This is a genomic window from Rhodococcus sp. NPDC059968, assembly GCF_042738615.1.
Classification (GTDB): Bacteria; Actinomycetota; Actinomycetes; order Mycobacteriales; family Mycobacteriaceae; genus Rhodococcus_F.
This window is the reverse complement of sequence record NZ_JBHWUE010000140.1, coordinates 1-20,449: the sequence shown is the minus strand read 5'-3', so window position 1 is coordinate 20,449 and position 20,449 is coordinate 1. Positions and strand designations below refer to the sequence as shown.

Below are 20,449 nucleotides of genomic sequence, written 5' to 3'. Positions count from 1 at the left end.
CGGCCGAGTACGAAGCCAAGTACTACGCTGAACACCGTGCCGATCAACCGGTCGCACACAAATGACAGTGTGTGCATGAGACCCGGGATGGTTCAATTCGACACCGAAATGCGTACAGAGTGTGCGTAGTCGGTGATTGGGAAGATCCCGGTGGAGGCGGCGACCCCACAGCATGGTGCATCCGGCCTCGAGATGGGGAAGTGGCATGTCGCTGAGCTCGCATGCTCTCCGTGACGATCTCTTCGGCAACAACTGCAGACGGGGCGGATCAGGGCCGCGGGCAGCGGGAGGAATTCCAGTACCTCGGCGTCGACGTGACGAGGTCGAGGCTCGATGGCTTCCTCGCGAAGCCGCAGCCGGGCGAGCATCGACGTCGTTCCCGAGTCGTACGGTTGGGGTCTTGGAAGAAAATTGGCGTGATCCTTTGGAAGGACTTCCCGTGAGCACCGATCTCGAATCACGAATTCGCCAGCTCGAAGACCGCGCCCTCATCAGCGAGCGGGTCATCAAATACGCGATGGCCGTCGACCGTGCCGACTGGGAGATGTTCGCCGACTGCTTCACCGATCCCGTTCACGCCGACTACTCCGAGAACGGGATGCCTGCAGCCGATTTCGCCCGCGACGACTTGGTCGGCATTGTTCGCGGGGCGCTCGGCGGTTACACGGCAACTCAACACCTCAGCACCAACCACGTCATCGAGTTCGACGAAAACGATTCCGACCGGGCGCTCTGCTACTCGTATATGTACGCGCAGCACTACCGCGAGGGCGCCGAGGGCGGGTTCTTCCTGCTCCGCGGCTCGTACAGCAACCACATGCTCCGCACATCCGATGGCTGGCGTATCGAGAGTCTGATCCAGCACGTCAGCTGGTCCGACGGCGAATAGACACGTTGTTCTAAGCTACAGCGGACCTGCCGTTCACGGTGTTTGTCGCCGCCGAAGGGCGGAGTCCTCAACCCTCACCGACTGGCTGCCATCTGCTGTTCTCTGCTTTGGCGAACTGCTCGTGCAGTACGCGCGATGGGCACACTCGCCGCCGCAAGGGCAACCACCACGACCGCGATACCGACACGGACGTCGGCGTCGGACGACGGCAATCCGAGTGCGGCATCGACGGATAGGCTGCCAGGACCGGTGAACCCGAGTGTTGCGAGGACGAGTGCAAGAACGAGCGGGTATTCTCCGCCGCCGGCGCTGTTCCAGCGAGCCTGCGCCTTGAGATTCGTCGCCACTGCCGCGACTAGCATGGTGCTTGCACCGACTGCGACTCCGAAAGGAGTGGCGATTCCAGCGGCGAGGAGTACTGCGGCGAGAAGCTCACACAGAACAGCGATAACCGCCATGTGACGTCCGGGATGCTGGCCGAGTCCGTGGAATATGGCGGCGGACTTCTCTATGCCCGGCCCGTGGAACCAACCCAATGCTTTCTGGGTGGCATGAGCGAAAAAAATGAACCCTAGAGTGACACGCAGGACAAGCAACCCGATATCGACCGACATCTTCGACCTTTCAATTCGATTACATTTTGGACGGACAGTTCTCGGTATCACCTAAGCGTGAATCTTCCGTCCGACAGCGTAAGGCGGATGTCGACACTGCCTTCGTTGATTTGCCATGGCACCATCCGGTATTTCCGGATTCCATTTGCGTGGAAGGGGTCGTTGTCGGCGATGCTCATTGCATCAGCCATTGATTCTGCCTGAAGGATCAACAGCCCGGACCCGGAGTATCGGTAGTTCTCGTCGAGCATCGGTCCCGCGAACAGCAGGTCTGCAGATCGTTCCACCTCTGCGAGCCAGGCCTTGTGGGCGTCGAGGTGCGGCCTGATGTCCTCGGGTGACAAGTCCACTGGTTCTGTGAAGCAGAGGAAGACGACCTTTTGGGCTCCGGAGTGGCGTTCGTCCGGCTTCGCTTTTTCGCTCTCCATGGTCATGTCCAATCCTTGGGGTTGTTCTGAATTCGCCGATTTCGGTCATGCCCCTCTATTTCGGGGAGGGCCGGAGCATTGCGGTAAAAGCGTCGAAGGCCTCGTCGAGCGCAACCTCATAGGGGAGATCGCAGAATCGGTAGAAAGACTTCCGGCCGGCCGTCAGCGCACGACCGGCAGTCGACGCGGCATCAGCCATTTTCCTTGCTTCACGATGAAGATGCCCAGGAGCGACGATCCTATTGACAGCGCCGAACCGCAACGCCTCATCTGCGGAAAATGGCACACCGGTGATGATGTTCTGGAGCGCATGCCGGGGCATCAGCCGCTGGAGCGGTGGCACTTGGGCGATCATCGGCCAGATACCGATGCCGGCCTCGAAGGTGCCGAGGCGGGCGTCCGGAACAGCGACGACGAGGTCGCAGCAACATGTGATCGAGAACCCCGACGCGAGGGCGTCACCATTGACTGCACCTACCAGAGCCGTGCCGATCTGCGGCAGCAGTTTCAGCAGTCTCACAAGTGCGGTCGCGAACTCGACCGGGTCGCCACCATTTTGAATGGCCTCGACATCGAGTCCGCCGCAAAATGTCTCACCGTCGGCGGCAAGCACGATCGCAAGAACATCTCGGTCAGCATCCGCGGCAGCGATCGCGTCGTGCAGTTCGTTCATCACGCCGGGATCGAGCAGGTTCCCGCTCCCGTTTGCCAGTGTGACGGTCACGATGGAGTCTTCGCGCTGACTCCGCACCGCAACTGCTTCCGACGTTGACACCACTCACATCCTTTCGCGGCGGGTTGAGCCGCTCGATCAACTGGTTCCATTTCGACTGAAGATGTGACAAAGCTTGCACCGGCAGACGCGTCTGCCGCATCGCGTGAACGCGTGATATCGGCAGCGCGGGCCGCCGGGTGACCGTGACGCACCGGCGTCACTCCGCCGAAGATCGGCTTTCTTTCTTGCTTGACCGAGTGGCGCGCAGGCGACGGGTCCAGCCGCGACCCTCGCCGCGATGGCGGGTCGGCGCACGTGCACTGTGGATCAGCGACTCGATCGGCGCGGCCTGACCACGAGGCGATTCACCTCGGACGATGGAGCGACATCGAGTTCGCTCATGGTGGCTAAAGTCGAGGGAATTTGGTGAGGGCGAATCGTCGCTGCCGGTGGCGTTTGTCCGTGAGATGGCCACCCGCCACGCCCCGGCAGGGGTCGGCGAAGGAACTCGTTGAGCAGATGCCGTGCAAGTCCATAACTGCTTAGTCGGAAGGCAATTCGCGCGGCGTCGATGTGCGCGCTCGCGTTTGGATCATGGAGTTGAATCCAGTGCGTGTTGATCTACTCGTTGCTCTGCGTAGTCAGGTATGGGTGGGCGCAGCTCGCTCGATCGCGTCCTGCTTGGGAGGCCAAGCCGGTTTCAGGCTGTCGAGCCGCGAGTGCGAGCAGTCCATTATGGGCGCGCACTCCCACCTCGCGGGTCTGTCACCGAGATGTAAAACGATTTTCCGTGCTGTCTCGGGGCGAGATCCTCAACCAGCGCTGAGTTTGAACAGCTCCTGACTCAGGGTAGTTGCGGCCAGCGGCGTCGTTCCTCCCGTCGGATATCGGAATCTGGTGAAGTGTTGCGATGCACTCCAGGGTGCGGAAGAGGAAGCTCATCAACTCGACGCTTTTCGTAAGGCTCGGCTGTACAGCCGTGCCGTCCAGCTACGAAGACAGCTCACCGAATTCTCGATCCTAGGCTCGGCAGGGTCGTCAACCGCCGTTCTCGGTCTCTGAAGTAGGTCGACCCCGTGCGTCCCGTCACCAGGCCGGCGCTGCCGATATCACGTGTTCACGCGATGTGGCAGAGACGTCTGCCAATGCAAGCTTTGTCACATCTTCAGTCGACATGGAACCAGTGAGTAGTGGCTCCACCGCCGCGGTTCCACGAACATGATTCCCGGAGGTTACGGTGACCATTTCAGCCACTATCGACCACACGCTCGCTTATCGCGCCACGATGTCTCGACTCCCCAAGGGGGTGTCGGTGATCACGACTCGCGCCGGCGACGTACCGATCGGCATGACTGCCAGCTCTGTCACGTCGCTTTCCCTCGACCCGATCCAGCTCCTCGTTTGCGTGGCCAACAACCTCTTCACGAGGCAAGCGATCGCGCAGCACGGGACTTTCGGCGTGAACATCCTGGGCGAGGGTTCGCAGGATCTTGCGAAACAGTTTGCTTCGAAGGGTGACCGTTTCGCTGGAGTCGACTACGACGACGAGCACGGTGTCCCCATGCTCCGCGACGCCATTGCCAGCATCGTCTGCGAGGTTGCCACCGAACTTCCAGGTGGTGACCACACGATTTTCGTCGGTAACGCCACGCAGTTCGGGCACAACGCCAGCGGCCGTCCGTTGCTGCACTTCTGCGGTGAGTTCGGCCGGATCGCCTGAGCGATGGCGCGAGGTCGGGAGCCATCGGCGGCAACGCAAGGCGTTCGCCGCAAGGCACGACGGCCTCTGCTCGATCGCCTGCGATCGAGCACGCGACCAGTCGTCGTTATCAGCGGACCGGCAGGAGCCGGGAAAACGGCGCTGGTCGAGGCATGGGCGCGCAACGAGGACCACATCCGCATCCTGCGGATCTCGCACTACCACAACACGGCGGCGTCGCTACTGGACGCGATCTACGCAGCCGTGGGGGCGCCACCGAGCCGAACCACCCCCGAAGATGTGCGTTCGTGGATCGGTCTGCTCACCCGGTCACTATCCGTCCTCCCCTTCACGTCGGAGCAGCCCTGCCACCTCGTCCTCGACGGCGCGGAGGCGATCACCGATCCAGAGGCGCAACTACTGCTTCGTGATCTGGTTGAGTACCGGCCGTCGGCCCTGCGGCTGATCGTCACTACCCGGCACCGTAGCCCGAGCTGGCTCGATCGCAGCCGGGTGCGCGGTGTCGCCACGACGATCAAGGCGGATGACCTTCGCCTTTCGCTGTCAGAGGTGGAATCGCTGCTCGGCGAGGACATCCCCGAACTCGGCGGCTGGGCCATGGCGGTCGGCCTGGTCGCCGACCTAGGACGCGCGGAGGCGGATGACGCCATTCGTGACTACCTCCGCAGCGAGGTAATGGCCCGTGTTACCACCGAAGTGCGGCATGTTTTGTACGCCGTGTCGATAGCCGCCGAAGTCGGACCGGCCTTGGCCATCCACCTGACGAGCAATCCCGCTGCCGGCCATTTGCTGGCACAGTTCGCGAGCACCACTCAGTTCGCCACAGTCACTGAAGACCGGGGCTTCAGACTCCATCCGATGCTGGCCAAAGTTCTGAACGATGAACTCGCTACCGAGCACTGGGAGTCGTATGCCGCTCTTCGCCGGCGCCATGCGGATTGGCTCGTGGGGCACGGGCGGCTGGATCAGTCGACTCGCTTGTACGTCGAACTGGGAGCGGTTTCGACTGCCCGCACCACACTGCTCGCTCAGTGGCAGCGTTCCGTCCTCTCGGGGCGCGCCGAGGTGGTTCATGATGCCCTTGGTTGCCTGCCCCTACCAGAGTTGGCTGGTGATTCCCGGCTGTGCGTCGTCGCGGCCATGGTGAACCTCGCTGTGGGTGATCACCGCGCGTGGCAGCGGTGGGTCGACGTGGCTGAGGCACATGACGACGATGTCGAGATGGAACCCAGTATGTCGGTGACAGGTGCCGTTGATGTTTCCCGACGCTTCGCGCAGGCGCTGGCCAGCGGGACAATGCCCGACGGCGTTGTGAACGATCGGCTGCAAGGCCTGTGGGGCGCGATCTCGGAAGTCGCCAATGGACTTTGCCTGATGTGGGCAGGCGAATACCCGGTTGCGGCTGCTCGTTTTCGCCGGGCGGAAGTGGTCGCGCGCGTCTCCGGGGACCAGTTGGCCCTCGTCCACGCGCTCGCCGGCCACGCCTTGTCGGCCGCCTTCGACGGCGAGAGCCAAGCAGTCCTTTTCGCTGACGAAGCGATCGCCTTGGCCGACCGATTGTCGCCTCGGTGTCGGTGGGTCGTCGCCAACGCCTATCTCGCGCTCGCGACCGTCCATCTTTCCGCAGGTGCCGAACGGGGCGTTCGTGATGCCGCGAACCAGGTACTCATGGTGCTGCGCGAAGCTCCGGCCCCTCTGGAACAGCGGACTCGTGCATACGCGCTGGAGCTCCTGGACATGGTCGGGCAGACCAAGGTGCGGAGCAAGACACCTCAGATCGACGGCCTGTCGTCACGGGAGCGGAGAGTTCTCCGTGCGCTGTGCGGTCCACTGACCTTGCGGGAAATCGCCGATGAGCTCTACGTTTCTCACAATACGGTCAAGAGTCAGGTGAGTTCGATCTTCCGGAAGCTCGGCGTCCATGATCGGGCAGCAGCGGTTGCGGCTGCCCGATCATGGAGTTCAGGCACGCGGTAGCCGGCGTGCCGTCACACCGCGGCGGCGCTGTCCTGCCGGCGGGCGTACTCGGCCTGAGCCAGGTACTCGGTGCTGGTCGAACTGCGTTCGGGGGCCTCTATGCCGCAGATCTGTCGTGCGAAATCGGTGATCTCGCCCGCAGCGGAGATCTCGGCTCGCCTCATGGTGAGGGTCCGGATGGCCAGCAGAGGCGTACCGTTGAAGTTCTCGAAGGTGGCCATGCGGTCGCCCCAGTCCGACTGGAACATGTCGCGAATGACGCGGCTGATCTTGAGCCGGTCGTACGGCCTGCCGACCGGGCCGGTGTGCAAAGCCTCGAGCCAGGGGCGGAGGGCTGGCTGCTGCCACTGTCCCTCGGTCGGGAATACGAGCGCGGCTCGCCCGGCGATGTCGACCAGTTCTGCGCTCAGCCGGGTGATGTTCTCGAGGTAGTACGCACGTCCGAAATCGAACATCAAAACGTTGGGCTTGTAGGTCCCACCGGGAGTGATGAACCCTGCGTCTTCGCAGCCGACCACGTGCGCCTTGAGCGTCTGGTGGAAGCCGGCGAACTGCGAAACACGAACCATGACCGGCGGCAGCTGGTTCGTCCCGGTGTGTTCGGTGATCAGCAGTGCAAGACCGAGCATCAGCTCTGCACGCACCATCTCCCGGACGAGCCCCGTGTAGTGCACCCAGTCGAACACACGCTGCGGGTAGAACGACGCGTGCTCGGGGTTGCCGAGGTGGAACACGCGATTCCAGGGAATGAAGACATCCTCGAAGATGATGGTCGTGTCGAGCTCGTCGCCTTGCGCCGCCATCGGGTGCTCGACGGTCTCGCCGTCGCGTACGTTGCTCTCTCGCGAAACCATAGTGACCCCCGGGGCGTTCGGCGGCACAGCGGCGAAGATGATCTGCTCTTCGGTGATGCCGGGGCGGTAGAAGACACCGACGTTGATGCGGTCGCAGAAGACGGCACCGGTGGCGATGGCCTTGACGCCCGTCACGACAATTCCCGCGTCCGATCGGGACACCACGCGAAGAGCAGGCGACTCCGCTTGGGCCGACTCACGGGACCGGTCGGTTTGCGGGTCGACGAAGGCGATGGCCGCGTTCAGGTCCCCAGCTCGGATCTCCTCGAAGAAGTCGAGGATGCCCGCGGACAGGTCGCGCCCGTCAGTGCCGACAGACTGCTCGCTCCACGGCGTGGGGTCGTCGACATAGGTGCGGAACACCGAGTTGTTGATATCAGGTGACCGCGGCGCGGAGCCCGCACCGAGCTGCCGTATCACCGTCTCGTGGTAGCGGCGCTTGCGCTTGAGCTCCTCCTTGTTGGTGTTCTTGAACCACATCATCGAACGACGGGTACCGTCCTCGTCGACGAAGGTCATCACGTCCTCGAGGTCCGGGCGGTGGTGCAGGTCGTAGAAGTCCGCGGTGAGCTTCGCGAAGGCACGCGTCTTGGGGTGGGTTGCGACATTGTCGACCAATTCGTCGCCCACCCAGACTCGGCGGCCATCATCGAGCGCTTCCAGGTATTCCTTGCCAGTGCGCATGAGATTTCCTTACTGTTCGGCTTGGGTACCACCAAGTGTTGGGGCAATCGGGGTGAGGTTTGCGCGGGTGGCGGAGGTTCACCCGGGTGAAAGCCGGCCAGCCACCGTTGCGCAACCTCATCCGACCTTGCACGCTGTGAAGATGACACGTGACCGCCCTGAGATCGCTGGTGCGCTGGCGCACCTGCGCCAGGGCAAGCCGTCTGCTCTCCTCGTGGAGTTGGACCCGAGAACACGTGCGGCAGAAGCATTCTCGGAGTTGTCGGCCGCCGCACAGGCCAGTGGGTTCGGGATCGTCACCGTTCCCGCGGTCGAGAGTGATCAACTGTCGGCTCGGTCTCGGCTCCTGGACACGCTCGCGGGGGCCGAGGTGCAGGACACCGGCGGCGGTGCCATCGCCGATCAGGTGGCCGAGCTCCTCGACTCGATGTCGCAGAACGCTCCCGTGGTCGTTGTGGTCGAAGATGCGGACTGGAGTGATCCCGCAACCCTCTCCGCGCTGCGAGCCCTTCCTCGAATTCTGGGGCACCTCCCGATCCTGTGGGCAGTCGGAGTGGAGCCGGAAAGCTCGCGCACTTCCCGTGTTGTGAACGCTCTGCGGCAGTTCGGAGCAGCGACGATCACGGAGGAGTCCGGAGACCACCGAGTCGTCGCCGGCAAGCCGGTGGAGCTTTTGCAGGTCGGTGCGGTGATCGGCGTCGAATTCGAGTTGGACGTCGCGGCGCGTGTGCTCGGACGTCCGGTGGGGAGTCTTCTCGGCGAGATCGACAATGCGTTGGCGACGGGCATTCTGGTTGACGATGGCTCGGTGCTGCGCTTCACTGACGCCCAATTGCGCAGAAGTATTTATGACGCGCTTCCTCCCTCCGCACGCAAAGCGCTGCATTACGACATCGCCGAGGAGATGATGAGGCCGGGTACAGAGTCAAAAGCCGTGTGGCATCTGGTCCGTTCCACCGGGCGGCTCACCGACGACGACCTCGAAGTGGTCCGAAGATCGATCAGCCGCCTGGCCACCGTCGCGCCCGAGGATGCGGCCGAGCTTGCCCTCCAGGTCAGCAACCTCTTCACGGCTTCGGACCCTCATCGCATCGAATTCATCACCACTGCGGCAGAACACCTCAGTAACACGAGCAGGGTCGGGGAAGCGTTGTCGATCCTCGAGCGCATCAATGTGGGCGGGCTGAGCGACCGGGAGGAGGCGCGGCTCAGACTGGTCATCGCCCACCTCCACCAAGCGGCCGGTGACGACACCGAAGCAATGGCGCACCTCAGTCGAGCGTTGGCGTTGCCGGAAATCGACGCTGAGCTCAGACTTGCGCTCGTCAAGACCCAGGCTGTCGGTCACATCAACTTGGGCGAGACCGAAGCCGCCGACCAGATGACTCGCCCCATCGTGCGCTTGGCCCAACACAGTCACGACCCCGCTACGAAGGTCAGCGCCGACTTGTTCGCTTCACAACTTGCGTTCAGCCAGGCCAAAGTGACGAAAGCATTGAGATTGGCCGAGCAAGCCGCGTCCGGTGTGGAGGTTTCCGCGACACGACCACTGGTCGCACCACGAATCCCCGAGCTTTGGCTCTCGACTGTTCTGCTTTCCACGGACCGAGCCGACGAAGCGTCGGATCTTCTTCTTGCAGGGCAGCGTCACTCCGAGAGGCGCGGGCTGGCCTGGTCGGTGCCTTACTGGCACACAGTCCGGGCGATCGAACGATGGATGCACGACGAACTCGACGATGCCGCTGCCGAAGCGGAAACCGCGTTGCATGCTGCCGAGCGGCTCGACATCGTGCGGTCCCTTCAGCTGACGCGCTCGGTGTTGGCGATAGTCGAGGTCGACCGGGGAAATGCAGCCCACGCTCGACACCTTCTGAGCGCGGCAACCCTTCCACCTCGGCCGCGCACGTATGACATCTGGACTGCAGCTGCGCTGCTCCGACTCACATCAGGTGAGGCCACCGACGCCCACCAGTGGCTCGATCGGCACGCCAACGTGGCGCGTTTGATGACCTTGCCACCAAGGGTCTGGCCAAGCCTGGTTTCCCCCCGTGCGCCCAGCGAAGCGATCCTCCTCCAGTTGGACGACATCGCGCATACGTCGCACGATCAGCAAGTAATCGTGTCCGCCGTAGTGGCAGCGAAATCGGCAAGCCGAGAAAACTCGACGCCGCGTCCGAGAGCGGAGGGGCGCGTTGCCTGGGGCTGGGGCAGCTTGACGGTCTCCGAACTGCGAGTTGCCAGGCTTGTCGCCGAAGGCCACACCAATCGCGCCATCGCCGAGCAACTTCACGTCTCGGTGCACACCGTCGGCACGCACCTCCGCCACGCATTCACGAAACTCGACATCAACACTCGCGTCGAACTTACGCGGCTGGAGTTGCAGCACGGCGTGGTACCGAACGACGGCTAGAGCCTGTCCGACAACCGGTCCGTGGGTGGCCGCCAAGGGGACGGTGTACGCGCCACCTCACCGCCGGCAACTCCCGGAATCACGCATTCACGCGATGCCGGGAGGCGTCGGTTCGTCAACAATTGGGCAAGACCGCACCATCGCTGACGCTCGTCACCGAAGGACCGCGATGGTCAACCCAGTTCGGGCGAAGCGGTCTGAACCGCAGGATGCACGCTTTTCCCGCACTGGCTTGAAGTTCACACGGCGGACATCGAACCGAGCTCATCGCCGCGTACGAGTTCGCACACCGCTTGCTCCGCTGAGCCAGGTGACTCGGCAGGGACCGACAGCAGAAGGAAGAAATGATGGACCAGCGAAGCTCCGACACCCTTGAGCGTGAGGCAGAAGCCGAGCCGGCCGAAGTGGCAACCGAGCTGTTCTCGGAGGCCCGCTCGGTCGAGGTCGTTGCGGCGAGCTTCGCCGCGACGTCAGATCCGCGACTGCGGCGGGTCATGGTCTCCCTCGTCACGCACCTGCACGGCTTCATCACGGATGTCCAGCTGACCGAAGCCGAGTGGGCAACGGCGATCCGCTTCCTCACCGAGACCGGTCAAATGTGCTCCGTCACCCGGCAGGAGTTCATCTTGCTGTCGGACGTGCTCGGTGCGTCGATGCTGGTCGAGACGCTCAACAACCGGTCGGACGGAGTACTGACCGAGTCGACCGTCGAGGGACCGTTCCACATGGTCGACTCGCCCGCCCGCGAGCTCGGAGCCACGATCGCCGGGGACACCAAGGGGGACCCCTGCCTGGTCAGCGGGAGCGTCTACGGTGCCGACGGACGCCCGATCCCCGGTGCCTCCGTCGACGTCTGGCAGGCGAATGCTGAGGGGTTCTACGACGTCCAGCAACCCGACGTCGAGCCAGATCGCAACCTGCGCGGCATGTTCACCGTTGACGACGAAGGCCGATTCTGGTTCCGGACCATCGTGCCCCGCTACTACCCGATCCCCGACGACGGGCCAGTCGGGGAGCTTCTGCGGGCCACCTCACGGCACCCGAACCGTCCGGCGCACATCCACTTCGAGATCTCCGCTCCGGGAATGCGCACAGTCACGACACACGTGTTCGTCGACGGCACACCGTACCTCGACTCCGACGCGGTGTTCGGCGTCAAGGACAGTCTGGTGCGACAGTTCGCTACCGTCGACGATCCCTACCAGGCCGGCGAGGTCGGTCTCCCCAACCCATTCCGCACCGTCAACTTCGACGTCGTACTCAAGCACGTCGACCAGTCCGCCGCAAGGGACTGACGCCATGCTGATGGGTTCATTCGCCTACGAGGCCCTTCCGATGCGCGTGCGGTTCGGCAGCGGGACCGTCTCGGCGCTGCGAGAGGAGGTTGCCCACCTCGGCCTGCACCGCGTGCTGATCCTGTGCACACCCGGGCAGGCAACTCTGGGCGAGTTAATCAGCGCGGCGCTCGGGGAGCATTCCGCGGGGCTACTGGCCGAGGCCCGCACGCACGTCCCCATCGAGGTCGCAACCCACGCCCGAGACCGTGCGACCGCACTCGGCGCCGACGGATGTGTGGTCGTCGGTGGCGGCTCCGCGATCGGACTGGGCAAAATCGTGGCCCTGGAGCACGGGCTGCCCATCGTTGCGGTGCCCACCACCTATGCCGGATCGGAGATGACGTCGGTCTGGGGGCTGACCAGCGACGGGGTAAAACAGACCGGCAAGGACCTGCGAGTCCTGCCCGCGAGTGTGCTCTACGATCCCGAACTGACGGTCGCCCTTCCGGTGCCGATATCGGTGACGAGCGGGCTCAACGCCGTGGCCCACGCCGTCGAAGCGCTGTACGCGCCGGACGCCTCGCCGATCATCTCGCTTCTCGCCGAGGAAGGCACGCGTGCGATGACCACCGCCCTGCCCGCAATCGTCCGGGACCCCGGCGACCTCGACGCCCGCACCCTCGCCCTCTACGGATCCTGGCTGTGCGGGGTGTGCCTCGGCGCCACGACGATGTCGCTGCACCACAAGCTCTGCCACACCCTCGGCGGGACATTGAATCTCCCGCACGCCGCGACCCACGCGGTGGTGATACCTCACGTCCTGGCCTACAACCAGGCCGCTGCCCCGGCTGCCACCGAGGCGTTGTCCCGAGCGCTGGGAGCTTCGGATCCGGCGCGGGCGTTGTGGGACCTGGCTGGGAAGTTGCGAGCCCCTCGTTCCCTCGCTGAGTTGGGCATGCGGAAAGATGACATCGAGCCGATCGCGGAACAGGTCGTCGCGAACCCCTATGCGAACCCGGCGCCCATTACCCGCGACGGTGTCGTCCGACTGCTCCGCGCGGCGTGGTCCGGCCAGCCGCCCTCGACCATCTCTTGACCGCGGGGCAATCGGATGTCGAGCTTCTCGTTGGTGCCGGGATGGAGGATGTGCGATCGGCATTCGTCCAGGCGGACATCGTCAGCGAGGTCGCCTCCGCACGGATGTGGCTCTACTCGAGGTATGACTGGCGGGCACAGCCACAGGCGTAACCCAGCGGACTGATCTTTCCCCACCGCCTCTGCGTTGCCACGGCAGACGCGGTGGAGGAATCTCACCGAGGTTGGCCCACACCTCGGGGTTGGGTCCGAGCGCGGCAGGCCATCAATTGGGGCGTTATCGCCTTCCACGCTTCGTCGTAACAGGGTGGGATCGACTCAGGTGAGGGGGAATCGGTGGCGTACAGCATCAGCCAGGGCGCGCCACTGGCCCCATCTTCTGGCCTGCAACGATGGTGCCCCTTGGTCGCACTTCATAGGACGGCCCCTGGCCCGTCTCGATGGACGCGCTGCCTCTGAATATTTCTTGCTCCAAACTCGAAGCCTTGTGCACAAGTCAATAGCGGAAAAGGTAGTTGCCTGCTAGGGTCGTAAAATGTACGATCGGCCGCTCCGCGGGGAAACCGACGGGCGTGCGTGCTCGCAACGTTATGGGAGCACATGAATCTTGATGGGGCCTTTGTCGACGTAATCGGACGTGAGGGCCTAGTGGCGGTCATCGAAGGTGACGACCTGTGCACCTTCCGCTGAAGGACTGATCAAACGTCATGGACGGATGCCAGGCGATCGGGTCGACGGTGTGTCAATTCGGGACATCTCTGAGGCCGTACCTGGTGCGAGGGTATGAACCGTGATGTAACAGAAATCACAGGCTGAGGAGTGGCTGATGATCGACCTGAAGTCTGTGCACGCGGCTAGAGAACATCTCATCTATGACGGCGCGATCCCTGAGAGTCTGCTGTCCGCTGTGCGCCCCCACATACTTCAATCGTGGCACCGTTCGATCGCGAGCGGAGCCCAGGTGGCTCTGCCCCGTGCTGAGCAAGCTGAGTTTTCTACGATAAGTAGAGCGTTGCGAGATGCGGCCGAACCGGTTCTGTCCCGGTTGGCGGAGCGACTGTCTGGGCTTGAAGTTGCATTGATTCTTGCTGACCGTGATGCGGGCATCGTCCGCCGCTGGGTTCCGGACAAATCAATAGTCCCGACGCTCGACGGAATCAATTCCAGTGTTGGCTTTAACGTTGCGGAGGACCTCGTAGGTACCAACGGCATCGGCACGGTCATCGAATCCGGTATAGGGCATCTTGTTTCGGGACCCGAGCACTTTTCGGCAGCCCTGGAGTCGTTCACCTGTGCTGGCGTTCCCATCAACCACCCGATAACACGGCGACTCGAGGGCGTAGTCACGCTGTCATGCCCGACAAGCGAGGGCCATGCACTGCTGACGCCCCTTCTGTCGAGTACCGCCCAGGAAATCGAACATGTGATGCTCGACCGAGCATCGTCCCGTCAGCGGCGTCTGCTGAACGCCTACACTATCGCCTCCAAGTCGCGCCGCGGCCCGGTGGCCGCAATCGGTTCCGACCTCTTCATTGCAGGCCCCAGAGTCACAGAGCTGCTCGGAGGCATTGACCAGGCACTGCTGTGGGAGTTCGTCAGATCGGTCGCGCTTGGTTCACATTCGGACGGAACCGAATACGGGTTTTCTCCGGATCGATTTCAGATAGCACGCTGTGATCCAATCGAGTCGGACGCCGAGACAATCGGTGCCATCGTAGAGTTCGCGGTCCCGCACGCCACGGAGGCGGTCGCCTCGGCGATGTCAGCCAGGCCGACGGTGGCTATTCCGGGCCGGAGTGCAGTGCTGGCTCACGCCGTCACTCACGCAACCCGTCTCGCCGCGAAGGGAGTTTCGATCCTCATCGAGGGTGAGCCAGGCGTCGGCAAGCTAGGTCTGGCAAGTGCCATCCTCAAGTCTGCCGATGTAGAAGAGGAGCATGTCTCGATCATCGACGCGGCCATCGGTGATATCGAAGGCACAACACACTTCGTCGATGCCCTCCGGGCAGAGCTCGGGCGAAGGCCGCAGGCCCTTCTGTTGCCGCACTTGGAATCGTTGACTCCCGAGCTGGCAGCATTCACAGCGTCGGTTCTCGGGGAGTTCACGACCGTCGACTGGACGCCTAGAGTGGTCGCGACAATGACGCCGGCACCCCACGGAGACCCGCCACATCAACACCTTCAACGTCTCATCGACACCATTGCGGTCGGGCGTGTGTTCATTCCCCCGCTACGAGATCGACGCGAGGATATTGCGGAGGCCGCAGCAACTATATTGAACAAGCATCGAGGGCAACGAGAAATCGTCCTGTCGCCCGCCGCGCTTCGCGGATTGATCCGGGCACCCTGGCCGGGCAACCTCCGGCAACTCGACACTACGATTCGTGGTTTGCTTTCGACGGTTCAGGGTCCCGAGATCCGACCGGAAGACCTACCAATAGGTTTCCAGGCCGACGCACGAAAACGAGACCTAAGCCAGCTCGAAACCTTGGAACTCACCGCGATCCTCGACGCGCTCCGACAGCACAATGGCAACAAGGCGGCCACAGCTGCAGCCATTGGCATGTCCCGTTCGACTCTGTATCGAAAGTTGCACTCGTACCATGTGGATCCAAATCGACAGTACTACTGAGACGCACCCCATGACGACACTCGTCGAAGCGCCCTCGCGGGACCGCGGCGCATACCTGTTCGACCTCCTCAACCAACTGCGAGCAGTTCTCCAAAATGACTCGGTGGATTTGTGGCACAAGGACAGTTGCGGTCCCACACTCGCGGACGAAGTTCTCATGTTGCTGCAAGCAAACCGAGACCGGGGAACCACACGCAGCGCCGATCTCAGTCGTCGGGAGCAGGAAGTACTAGCGGCGATTGTCACCGGATCATCCAACAGGGAGATCGGCGAGTCATTGTTCATATCTGCCAATACGGTTCGCTTCCACGTCAGGGGCATTCTGCGTAAGCTCGGGGTGGGTAGCCGATGCGAGGCTGCTGTGTGGGCGGCGAACAATCGGCAGTTTCGAAGTGAGGAACTGCGTTATGTGACAACGTCGTTGGAGCAATCAGAACGTTCCACGCGTCGGCACCCGTAAGACGAGTTTGGCCAGGATCTGCTGGGCGGTGGGGACGCGGGGCGGGGAAAGTCTAGATGCTAGAACTTCGCGACTCGACGGCGAACGGTCGCCGAAAGCGTTGTGGACAGCTGAGAGCTAAAGCAAAGAACTACTTTACGACCGCCTCCTAGCGCTTGCTGCTCGAACGGTGGGAATCAAGACCGACGACGGCGCTGGTCACCCGATAATCGACATTCACGAACGCCCGCTGTAACTGCAGTGCGGTTCATCCGCCAAAATGAGCGCAGACACATGGTGGACGGTGTATGTCCCCCGGAGGTGACCGGCCACGGGGGCGTTGCAGACTGGCGGGATACATCCGATCCCCCTTTACCTGCTTGAGTAGGGACCTGGGCCGCACCCGCTGCGCGGCTCGTATCCCAAACGCTGACCGGCCTATGTCGACCTGCCGACCCTTCGCTCGACGGAGGCCACGACCATCCCGATCTTGAGGCTGGTTACGCTAGCGGCGGCGTAGCCGACCATCCACCAGCCGGTCCGTCCCGGACCGCCCGCATGATCGACGGGGGACGACGACTGTCACCTCGACTGCCACTTTGCTCGGGGAGGTCGATTACGTCAAACCTGAGGTCGGCGGCTTACCTCGTGCGAACGTGAGCCTCGCAATACCCGTCCGGAAATGGGACAGCGATAGTTCTGGTGATTGAGTCACGATTGCATCTGCCGGGCCATGACGTGCCCAGTGGCTTGTTGAAGCATTGACGCCACAGTACGGCCGATCGAAGCACAGGACTCAACCGAGAGGACTAATGAGCGATGAATGACGTTGCCACCCCGCGCGTAGCACCCGCCCGAATCGAAGTCGACGCAGTTGTTGTTGGCGCGGGTTTCGCCGGCATCTATGCCATCCACAAACTACGCAACGATCTAGGGCTCGAGGTGCAGGCATTCGACAATGCATCCGGTGTAGGTGGCACCTGGTTCTGGAATCTCTATCCCGGTGCGCGATCCGACACCGAGATCACCGCGTACTGCTACTCCTTCGACCGCGAACTCTTCGAAACGTGGGAGTGGACCGAGCGCTACCCCAAGCAGCCCGAGATTCTGGCATATCTCAATCACGTCGCTGACAAGTACGACCTCAAGCGCAGCATTCAATTCGACACCTCTGTCGTGAGCTCAACCTGGAACGACAGCACGAGTCGTTGGGATATCGAGACAGATAAGGGGCAGCTGTGGTCGGCGCAGTTCCTCATCGAGGGGGTGGGCCTGCTGTCGTCGACCAATATTCCTGACCTTCCGGGTCAGTCGTCGTTCACAGGAGAGTTTCATCATTCATCCCGCTGGCCAAAGGATGGCGTGGACCTCGAAGGCAAGCGGGTGGGTGTGATCGGTACGGGTTCCACTGGCGTACAGATTATTACAAGCATTGCGCCCGAGGTAGCCGAGCTGACGGTTTTTCAGCGAACAGCTCAGTACACCGTGCCCGCACATCACCGGCCGATCGAACCAGAGTTCATGGACAAGATCAATAGCGACTATGAGGGCTACTGGAAGAACGATGTGCTCTCCTCGATCACCGCGTTCGGCTTCGCGGAGAGCGAAGTACCGGCGATGAGTGTGAACGAAGCTGAACGCGACGCGATCTTCGAAGCACAGTGGAACAGCGGTGGCGGCTTCCAGTTCATGTTTGCAACCTTCAGCGACATCGGATCCAGTCGGGATGCCAACGACGCAGCAACGGCGTTCCTGCGGACGAAGATCAAGGAGATTGTCAACGATCCAGAGACCGCTGAGAAGTTGACTCCGAAAGACCTATATGCCAAACGGCCTTTGTGCGACGACGGCTACTACGCCACATTCAACCGGGACAATGTGGCACTCGTTGACGTCAAGGCGCACCCGATTCTGGAGATCACGCCTACCGGAATTCGAACTGACGAAGGCGAATACGAACTCGACGTAATCATTTTCGCAACCGGATTCGACGCGTTCACCGGGAACTATCTCAAGATCGACCAGCGAGGGCGCAGTGGAGTGCGGTTGGCGGACAAGTGGTCCAAGCGGCCGCGGGCCCTGCTCGGCTTGATGACTACCGAATTCCCAAACTGGTTCATGCTGTTCGGCCCGATGAGTCCTTTCACCAACCAACCGCCTGCTCATGAAGTACAGGTCAACTGGATCGCGGATGCCATTCGCCACCTCCGCGAAGCAGGCGGCGACACAATCGAGCCAACCGTCGAGGCCGAGGACGCCTGGATGGACTCATGTGATGCCATCGCAGCGCAAACACTGTTTCCGCAGGTTGATTCGTGGATCAATGGTGCGAATATTCCCGGAAAGCCAGTAGCTGTCATGGCCTACATGGGTGGGATGGGTGGGTACATGAACGAGCTCAAGCGAATCGTTGACAACAACTACGATGGGCTGAGTGTCACCGGAGCCCACGCGCTCGCATAGATCCGACGAGCGCCGCGGACGGCATCACAGTTAGCGAACCGGCCGCGGCGTTCGCCTCGATTTCGACCGTGGCAGCGGAACGACGTGGGTCCGGCAGTTCCTGCGAGCGGCGAGCGACCGGACCGCGTCAGACACATCGATCTAAGGACATGCAAATGAGAGCAATAGGGTACGGATCACTTGGGGACGCAGACGTTCTCCAGCTATTGGACCTCCCGGTGCGAGACCCGGGTCCTGGGGAAGTTCGGGTTCGAATAGCCGTTTCGGGTGTCAACCCCACAGACTGGAAGTCACGTAGCAACGCACCAAAGCAACCGATACCCAAGGGGCGCTATCAAGTGCCGCACCTCGATGGCGCGGGCGTCGTGGATGCCGTAGGCGAAGACGTCGACACTGTCCTGGTCGGTGATCGTGTATGGGTGTGGCTGGTCGCCTACCTCCGATTGGAGGGGACAGCGCAGGAGTTTGCGATCGTCCCAACTACACTCGTTCAGCCATTGCCCGACTCCGCATCCTTCGAACTCGGTGCCAGTCTCGGCGTCCCATTCATCACAGCTCATCGTGCGCTAACACTGCACGAGCACGGTCCGAGCCGTCTCTCACGCGGGGCGCTCACGGGAACTTCTATTCTCGTGGCCGGGGGAGCCGGCGCCGTGGGTAACGCCGCCATTCAGCTCGGAAAATGGGCAGGCGCCGAGGTGATAACCACGGTCAGCAGTCCACAGAAGCGAGGGTTGGCGCAGGCGGCGGGGGCGGATCACGTCATCGACTACACCTCACAGGACGTCGTCGCCGAAGTCCGACACATATGCCCGGACGGTGTCTCAACCGTCGTCGAGGTATCGCCCGCCGTCAACTGCGACATCGACAACGCGGTATCTGCCACCCACGGAGTTGTCGCGGTGTATGGCAACGATCGTGGTGACCGGATGACTCTGCCGGTGCGGTCCCTGATGACGCTCAACATCAACTGGCGTTTCATGCTCCTGTACACGATGCCCGACCAGGCGCATCAGGACGCGGTCGAGTCGATTGGTAGCGCCTTGACGCAGGGTGCGATAGGTGTGGGATCTGACGTGGGCTTACCTTTGCATCACTTCCCGCTCGAACAAGCCGCGGATGCGCACCGTGCCGTCGAAGGTGGCGCGATCGGCAAAGTGCTTCTGTCGCTGTGATACCCGGGCGGATTGCTTGCTTGCGCCGCGGCCTCGCAATTGCAGCGCCGCAGCTCATTTGCGGCGCAGTCGATAACAAGGATGTCGATCGTTGAACAGATCAGAGTCACCTTTGATGAATGCATCGGTCGGCGTCGTCGGGGAGTCGAACGAGGGTGAGCGTCGGGTGGCGTTGGTGCCGAAAATTGTGGCGTCGTTGATCGCCAAGGGCGTCGACGTGGTGGTCGAGTCGGGTGCCGGATTGGGCGCGCTGATTCCGGACGAGTTGTACAAATTGGCAGGAGCCGCCATCGCCGACCCGTGGTCGGCGGACGTGATCGTCAAGGTCGCCCCGCCGTCGGACGAGGAAGTGGGCCGGTTGCATGCCGGGCAGACCCTGATCGGGTTCCTCGCCCCCCGCAACCAGGACAATCAGGTCGCCGCGCTGAAGTCGGCGGGGGTGCAGGCGTTCGCCGTCGAGGCGATCCCGCGTATTTCCCGCGCCCAGGTGATGGACGCGCTGTCGTCGCAGGCGAACGTGTCCGGGTACAAGTCGGTGCTGCTCGCGGCGTCGGAGTCGACGCGGTTCTTCCCGATGCTCACCACCGCCGCGGGCACGGTCAAGCCGGCCACGGTGCTGGTGCTCGGTGTCGGTGTCGCCGGTCTGCAGGCGTTGGCCACGGCGAAGCGTCTCGGTGGCCGGGCCACCGGTTACGACGTGCGCCCGGAGGTCGCGGACCAGGTCCGCTCGGTCGGTGCGCAGTGGCTCGATCTGGGGATCGATGCCGCCGGGGAGGGCGGGTATGCCCGCGAGCTGACCGAGGCGGAGCGGGCGCAGCAGCAGCAGGCGCTCGAGGACGCGATCAAGGGCTTCGACGTGGTCATCACCACCGCCCTGGTGCCGGGCCGTCCGGCGCCGCGCCTGGTGACCGCGGCCGCGGTGGAGGGCATGAAGCCCGGTTCCGTGGTGGTCGACCTGGCCGGGGAGACCGGCGGTAACTGTGAGCTCACCGAGCCCGGTCAGACCGTTGTCAAGCACGGGGTGACGATCTGCTCGCCGCTGAACCTGCCCGCGAGCATGCCCGAGCATGCCTCGGA

At 62.7% G+C, this 20,449-nt stretch carries 15 protein-coding genes; 11 read left to right on the top strand and 4 right to left on the bottom strand.

What is annotated here, in order from left to right; translation table 11 throughout:
- Positions 1–439: 439 nt before the first annotated feature.
- Entirely contained in the window at positions 440–889 is a 450-nt protein-coding gene (locus ACFWAY_RS48745) for a nuclear transport factor 2 family protein (protein WP_378515815.1), read from the top strand.
- Positions 890–963: 74 nt separating this feature from the next.
- Here the strand turns inward: ACFWAY_RS48745 and ACFWAY_RS48740 are convergent, their stop codons facing one another.
- Genes ACFWAY_RS48740 through ACFWAY_RS48730 form a run of 3 tightly spaced genes read right to left on the bottom strand, consistent with a single transcriptional unit; the run spans position 964 to position 2,682 of the window.
- Positions 964–1,503: a DoxX family protein gene (locus ACFWAY_RS48740; RefSeq protein WP_378515814.1), complete on the bottom strand. Its 540-nt coding sequence runs from the start codon at positions 1,501–1,503 to the stop codon at positions 964–966.
- A 47-nt stretch (positions 1,504–1,550) separates the two neighbouring features.
- Positions 1,551–1,937, bottom strand: a complete 387-nt coding sequence (locus ACFWAY_RS48735; RefSeq protein ID WP_378515813.1) for a YciI family protein — start codon at positions 1,935–1,937, stop codon at positions 1,551–1,553.
- Positions 1,938–1,986: 49 nt separating this feature from the next.
- Positions 1,987–2,682 carry an enoyl-CoA hydratase/isomerase family protein gene (locus ACFWAY_RS48730; protein WP_378515817.1) on the bottom strand — a complete coding sequence of 232 codons (696 nt, stop codon included), beginning with the start codon at positions 2,680–2,682 and terminating at the stop codon, positions 1,987–1,989.
- 1,201 nt (positions 2,683–3,883) lie between these two features.
- Between ACFWAY_RS48730 and ACFWAY_RS48725 the strand changes: the two genes are divergently transcribed.
- Together ACFWAY_RS48725 and ACFWAY_RS48720 are read left to right on the top strand one after the other, a co-directional pair.
- The gene (locus ACFWAY_RS48725; protein WP_378515812.1) at positions 3,884–4,366 is read left to right on the top strand and encodes a flavin reductase family protein; all 483 of its coding nucleotides are present in this window, start codon (positions 3,884–3,886) and stop codon (positions 4,364–4,366) included.
- Between the two features lie 3 nt (positions 4,367–4,369).
- Positions 4,370–6,343, top strand: a complete 1,974-nt coding sequence (locus tag ACFWAY_RS48720) for a LuxR C-terminal-related transcriptional regulator (protein WP_378515811.1) — start codon at positions 4,370–4,372, stop codon at positions 6,341–6,343.
- An 11-nt stretch (positions 6,344–6,354) separates the two neighbouring features.
- Here the strand turns inward: ACFWAY_RS48720 and ACFWAY_RS48715 are convergent, their stop codons facing one another.
- Positions 6,355–7,881, bottom strand: a complete 1,527-nt coding sequence (locus tag ACFWAY_RS48715; protein WP_378515810.1) for a 4-hydroxyphenylacetate 3-hydroxylase N-terminal domain-containing protein — start codon at positions 7,879–7,881, stop codon at positions 6,355–6,357.
- A gap of 406 nt (positions 7,882–8,287) precedes the next feature.
- Here ACFWAY_RS48715 and ACFWAY_RS48710 point away from each other — a divergent pair, with 406 nt between their 5' ends.
- From ACFWAY_RS48710 to ACFWAY_RS48675, 8 genes are all read left to right on the top strand, one after another.
- Positions 8,288–10,291 (top strand): LuxR C-terminal-related transcriptional regulator, encoded by a 2,004-nt coding sequence (locus tag ACFWAY_RS48710; RefSeq protein ID WP_378515809.1) that lies wholly within the window; start codon positions 8,288–8,290, stop codon positions 10,289–10,291.
- Positions 10,292–10,638: 347 nt separating this feature from the next.
- Positions 10,639–11,586, top strand: coding sequence for a dioxygenase (locus tag ACFWAY_RS48705; RefSeq protein ID WP_378515808.1), 948 nt, complete (start codon positions 10,639–10,641; stop codon positions 11,584–11,586).
- A 4-nt stretch (positions 11,587–11,590) separates the two neighbouring features.
- A complete protein-coding gene (locus ACFWAY_RS48700) occupies positions 11,591–12,664 on the top strand; it encodes a maleylacetate reductase (protein WP_378515807.1) in 1,074 nt (357 codons plus the stop codon).
- Between the two features lie 825 nt (positions 12,665–13,489).
- Positions 13,490–15,295, top strand: a complete 1,806-nt coding sequence (locus ACFWAY_RS48695; RefSeq protein WP_378515806.1) for a sigma-54-dependent Fis family transcriptional regulator — start codon at positions 13,490–13,492, stop codon at positions 15,293–15,295.
- On the top strand, positions 15,192–15,755 hold the full coding sequence (locus tag ACFWAY_RS48690) for a LuxR C-terminal-related transcriptional regulator (RefSeq protein ID WP_378515805.1): 564 nt from the start codon (positions 15,192–15,194) through the stop codon (positions 15,753–15,755). Before ACFWAY_RS48695 ends, ACFWAY_RS48690 begins: the two co-directional genes overlap by 104 nt.
- A gap of 798 nt (positions 15,756–16,553) precedes the next feature.
- On the top strand, positions 16,554–18,197 hold the full coding sequence (locus ACFWAY_RS48685) for a flavin-containing monooxygenase (RefSeq protein ID WP_378515804.1): 1,644 nt from the start codon (positions 16,554–16,556) through the stop codon (positions 18,195–18,197).
- Positions 18,198–18,346: 149 nt separating this feature from the next.
- The gene (locus ACFWAY_RS48680; RefSeq protein WP_378515816.1) at positions 18,347–19,372 is read left to right on the top strand and encodes an NADPH:quinone reductase; all 1,026 of its coding nucleotides are present in this window, start codon (positions 18,347–18,349) and stop codon (positions 19,370–19,372) included.
- 115 nt (positions 19,373–19,487) lie between these two features.
- On the top strand, positions 19,488–20,449 hold a 962-nt coding region (locus tag ACFWAY_RS48675), incomplete at its 3' end, for an NAD(P) transhydrogenase subunit alpha (protein WP_378515803.1).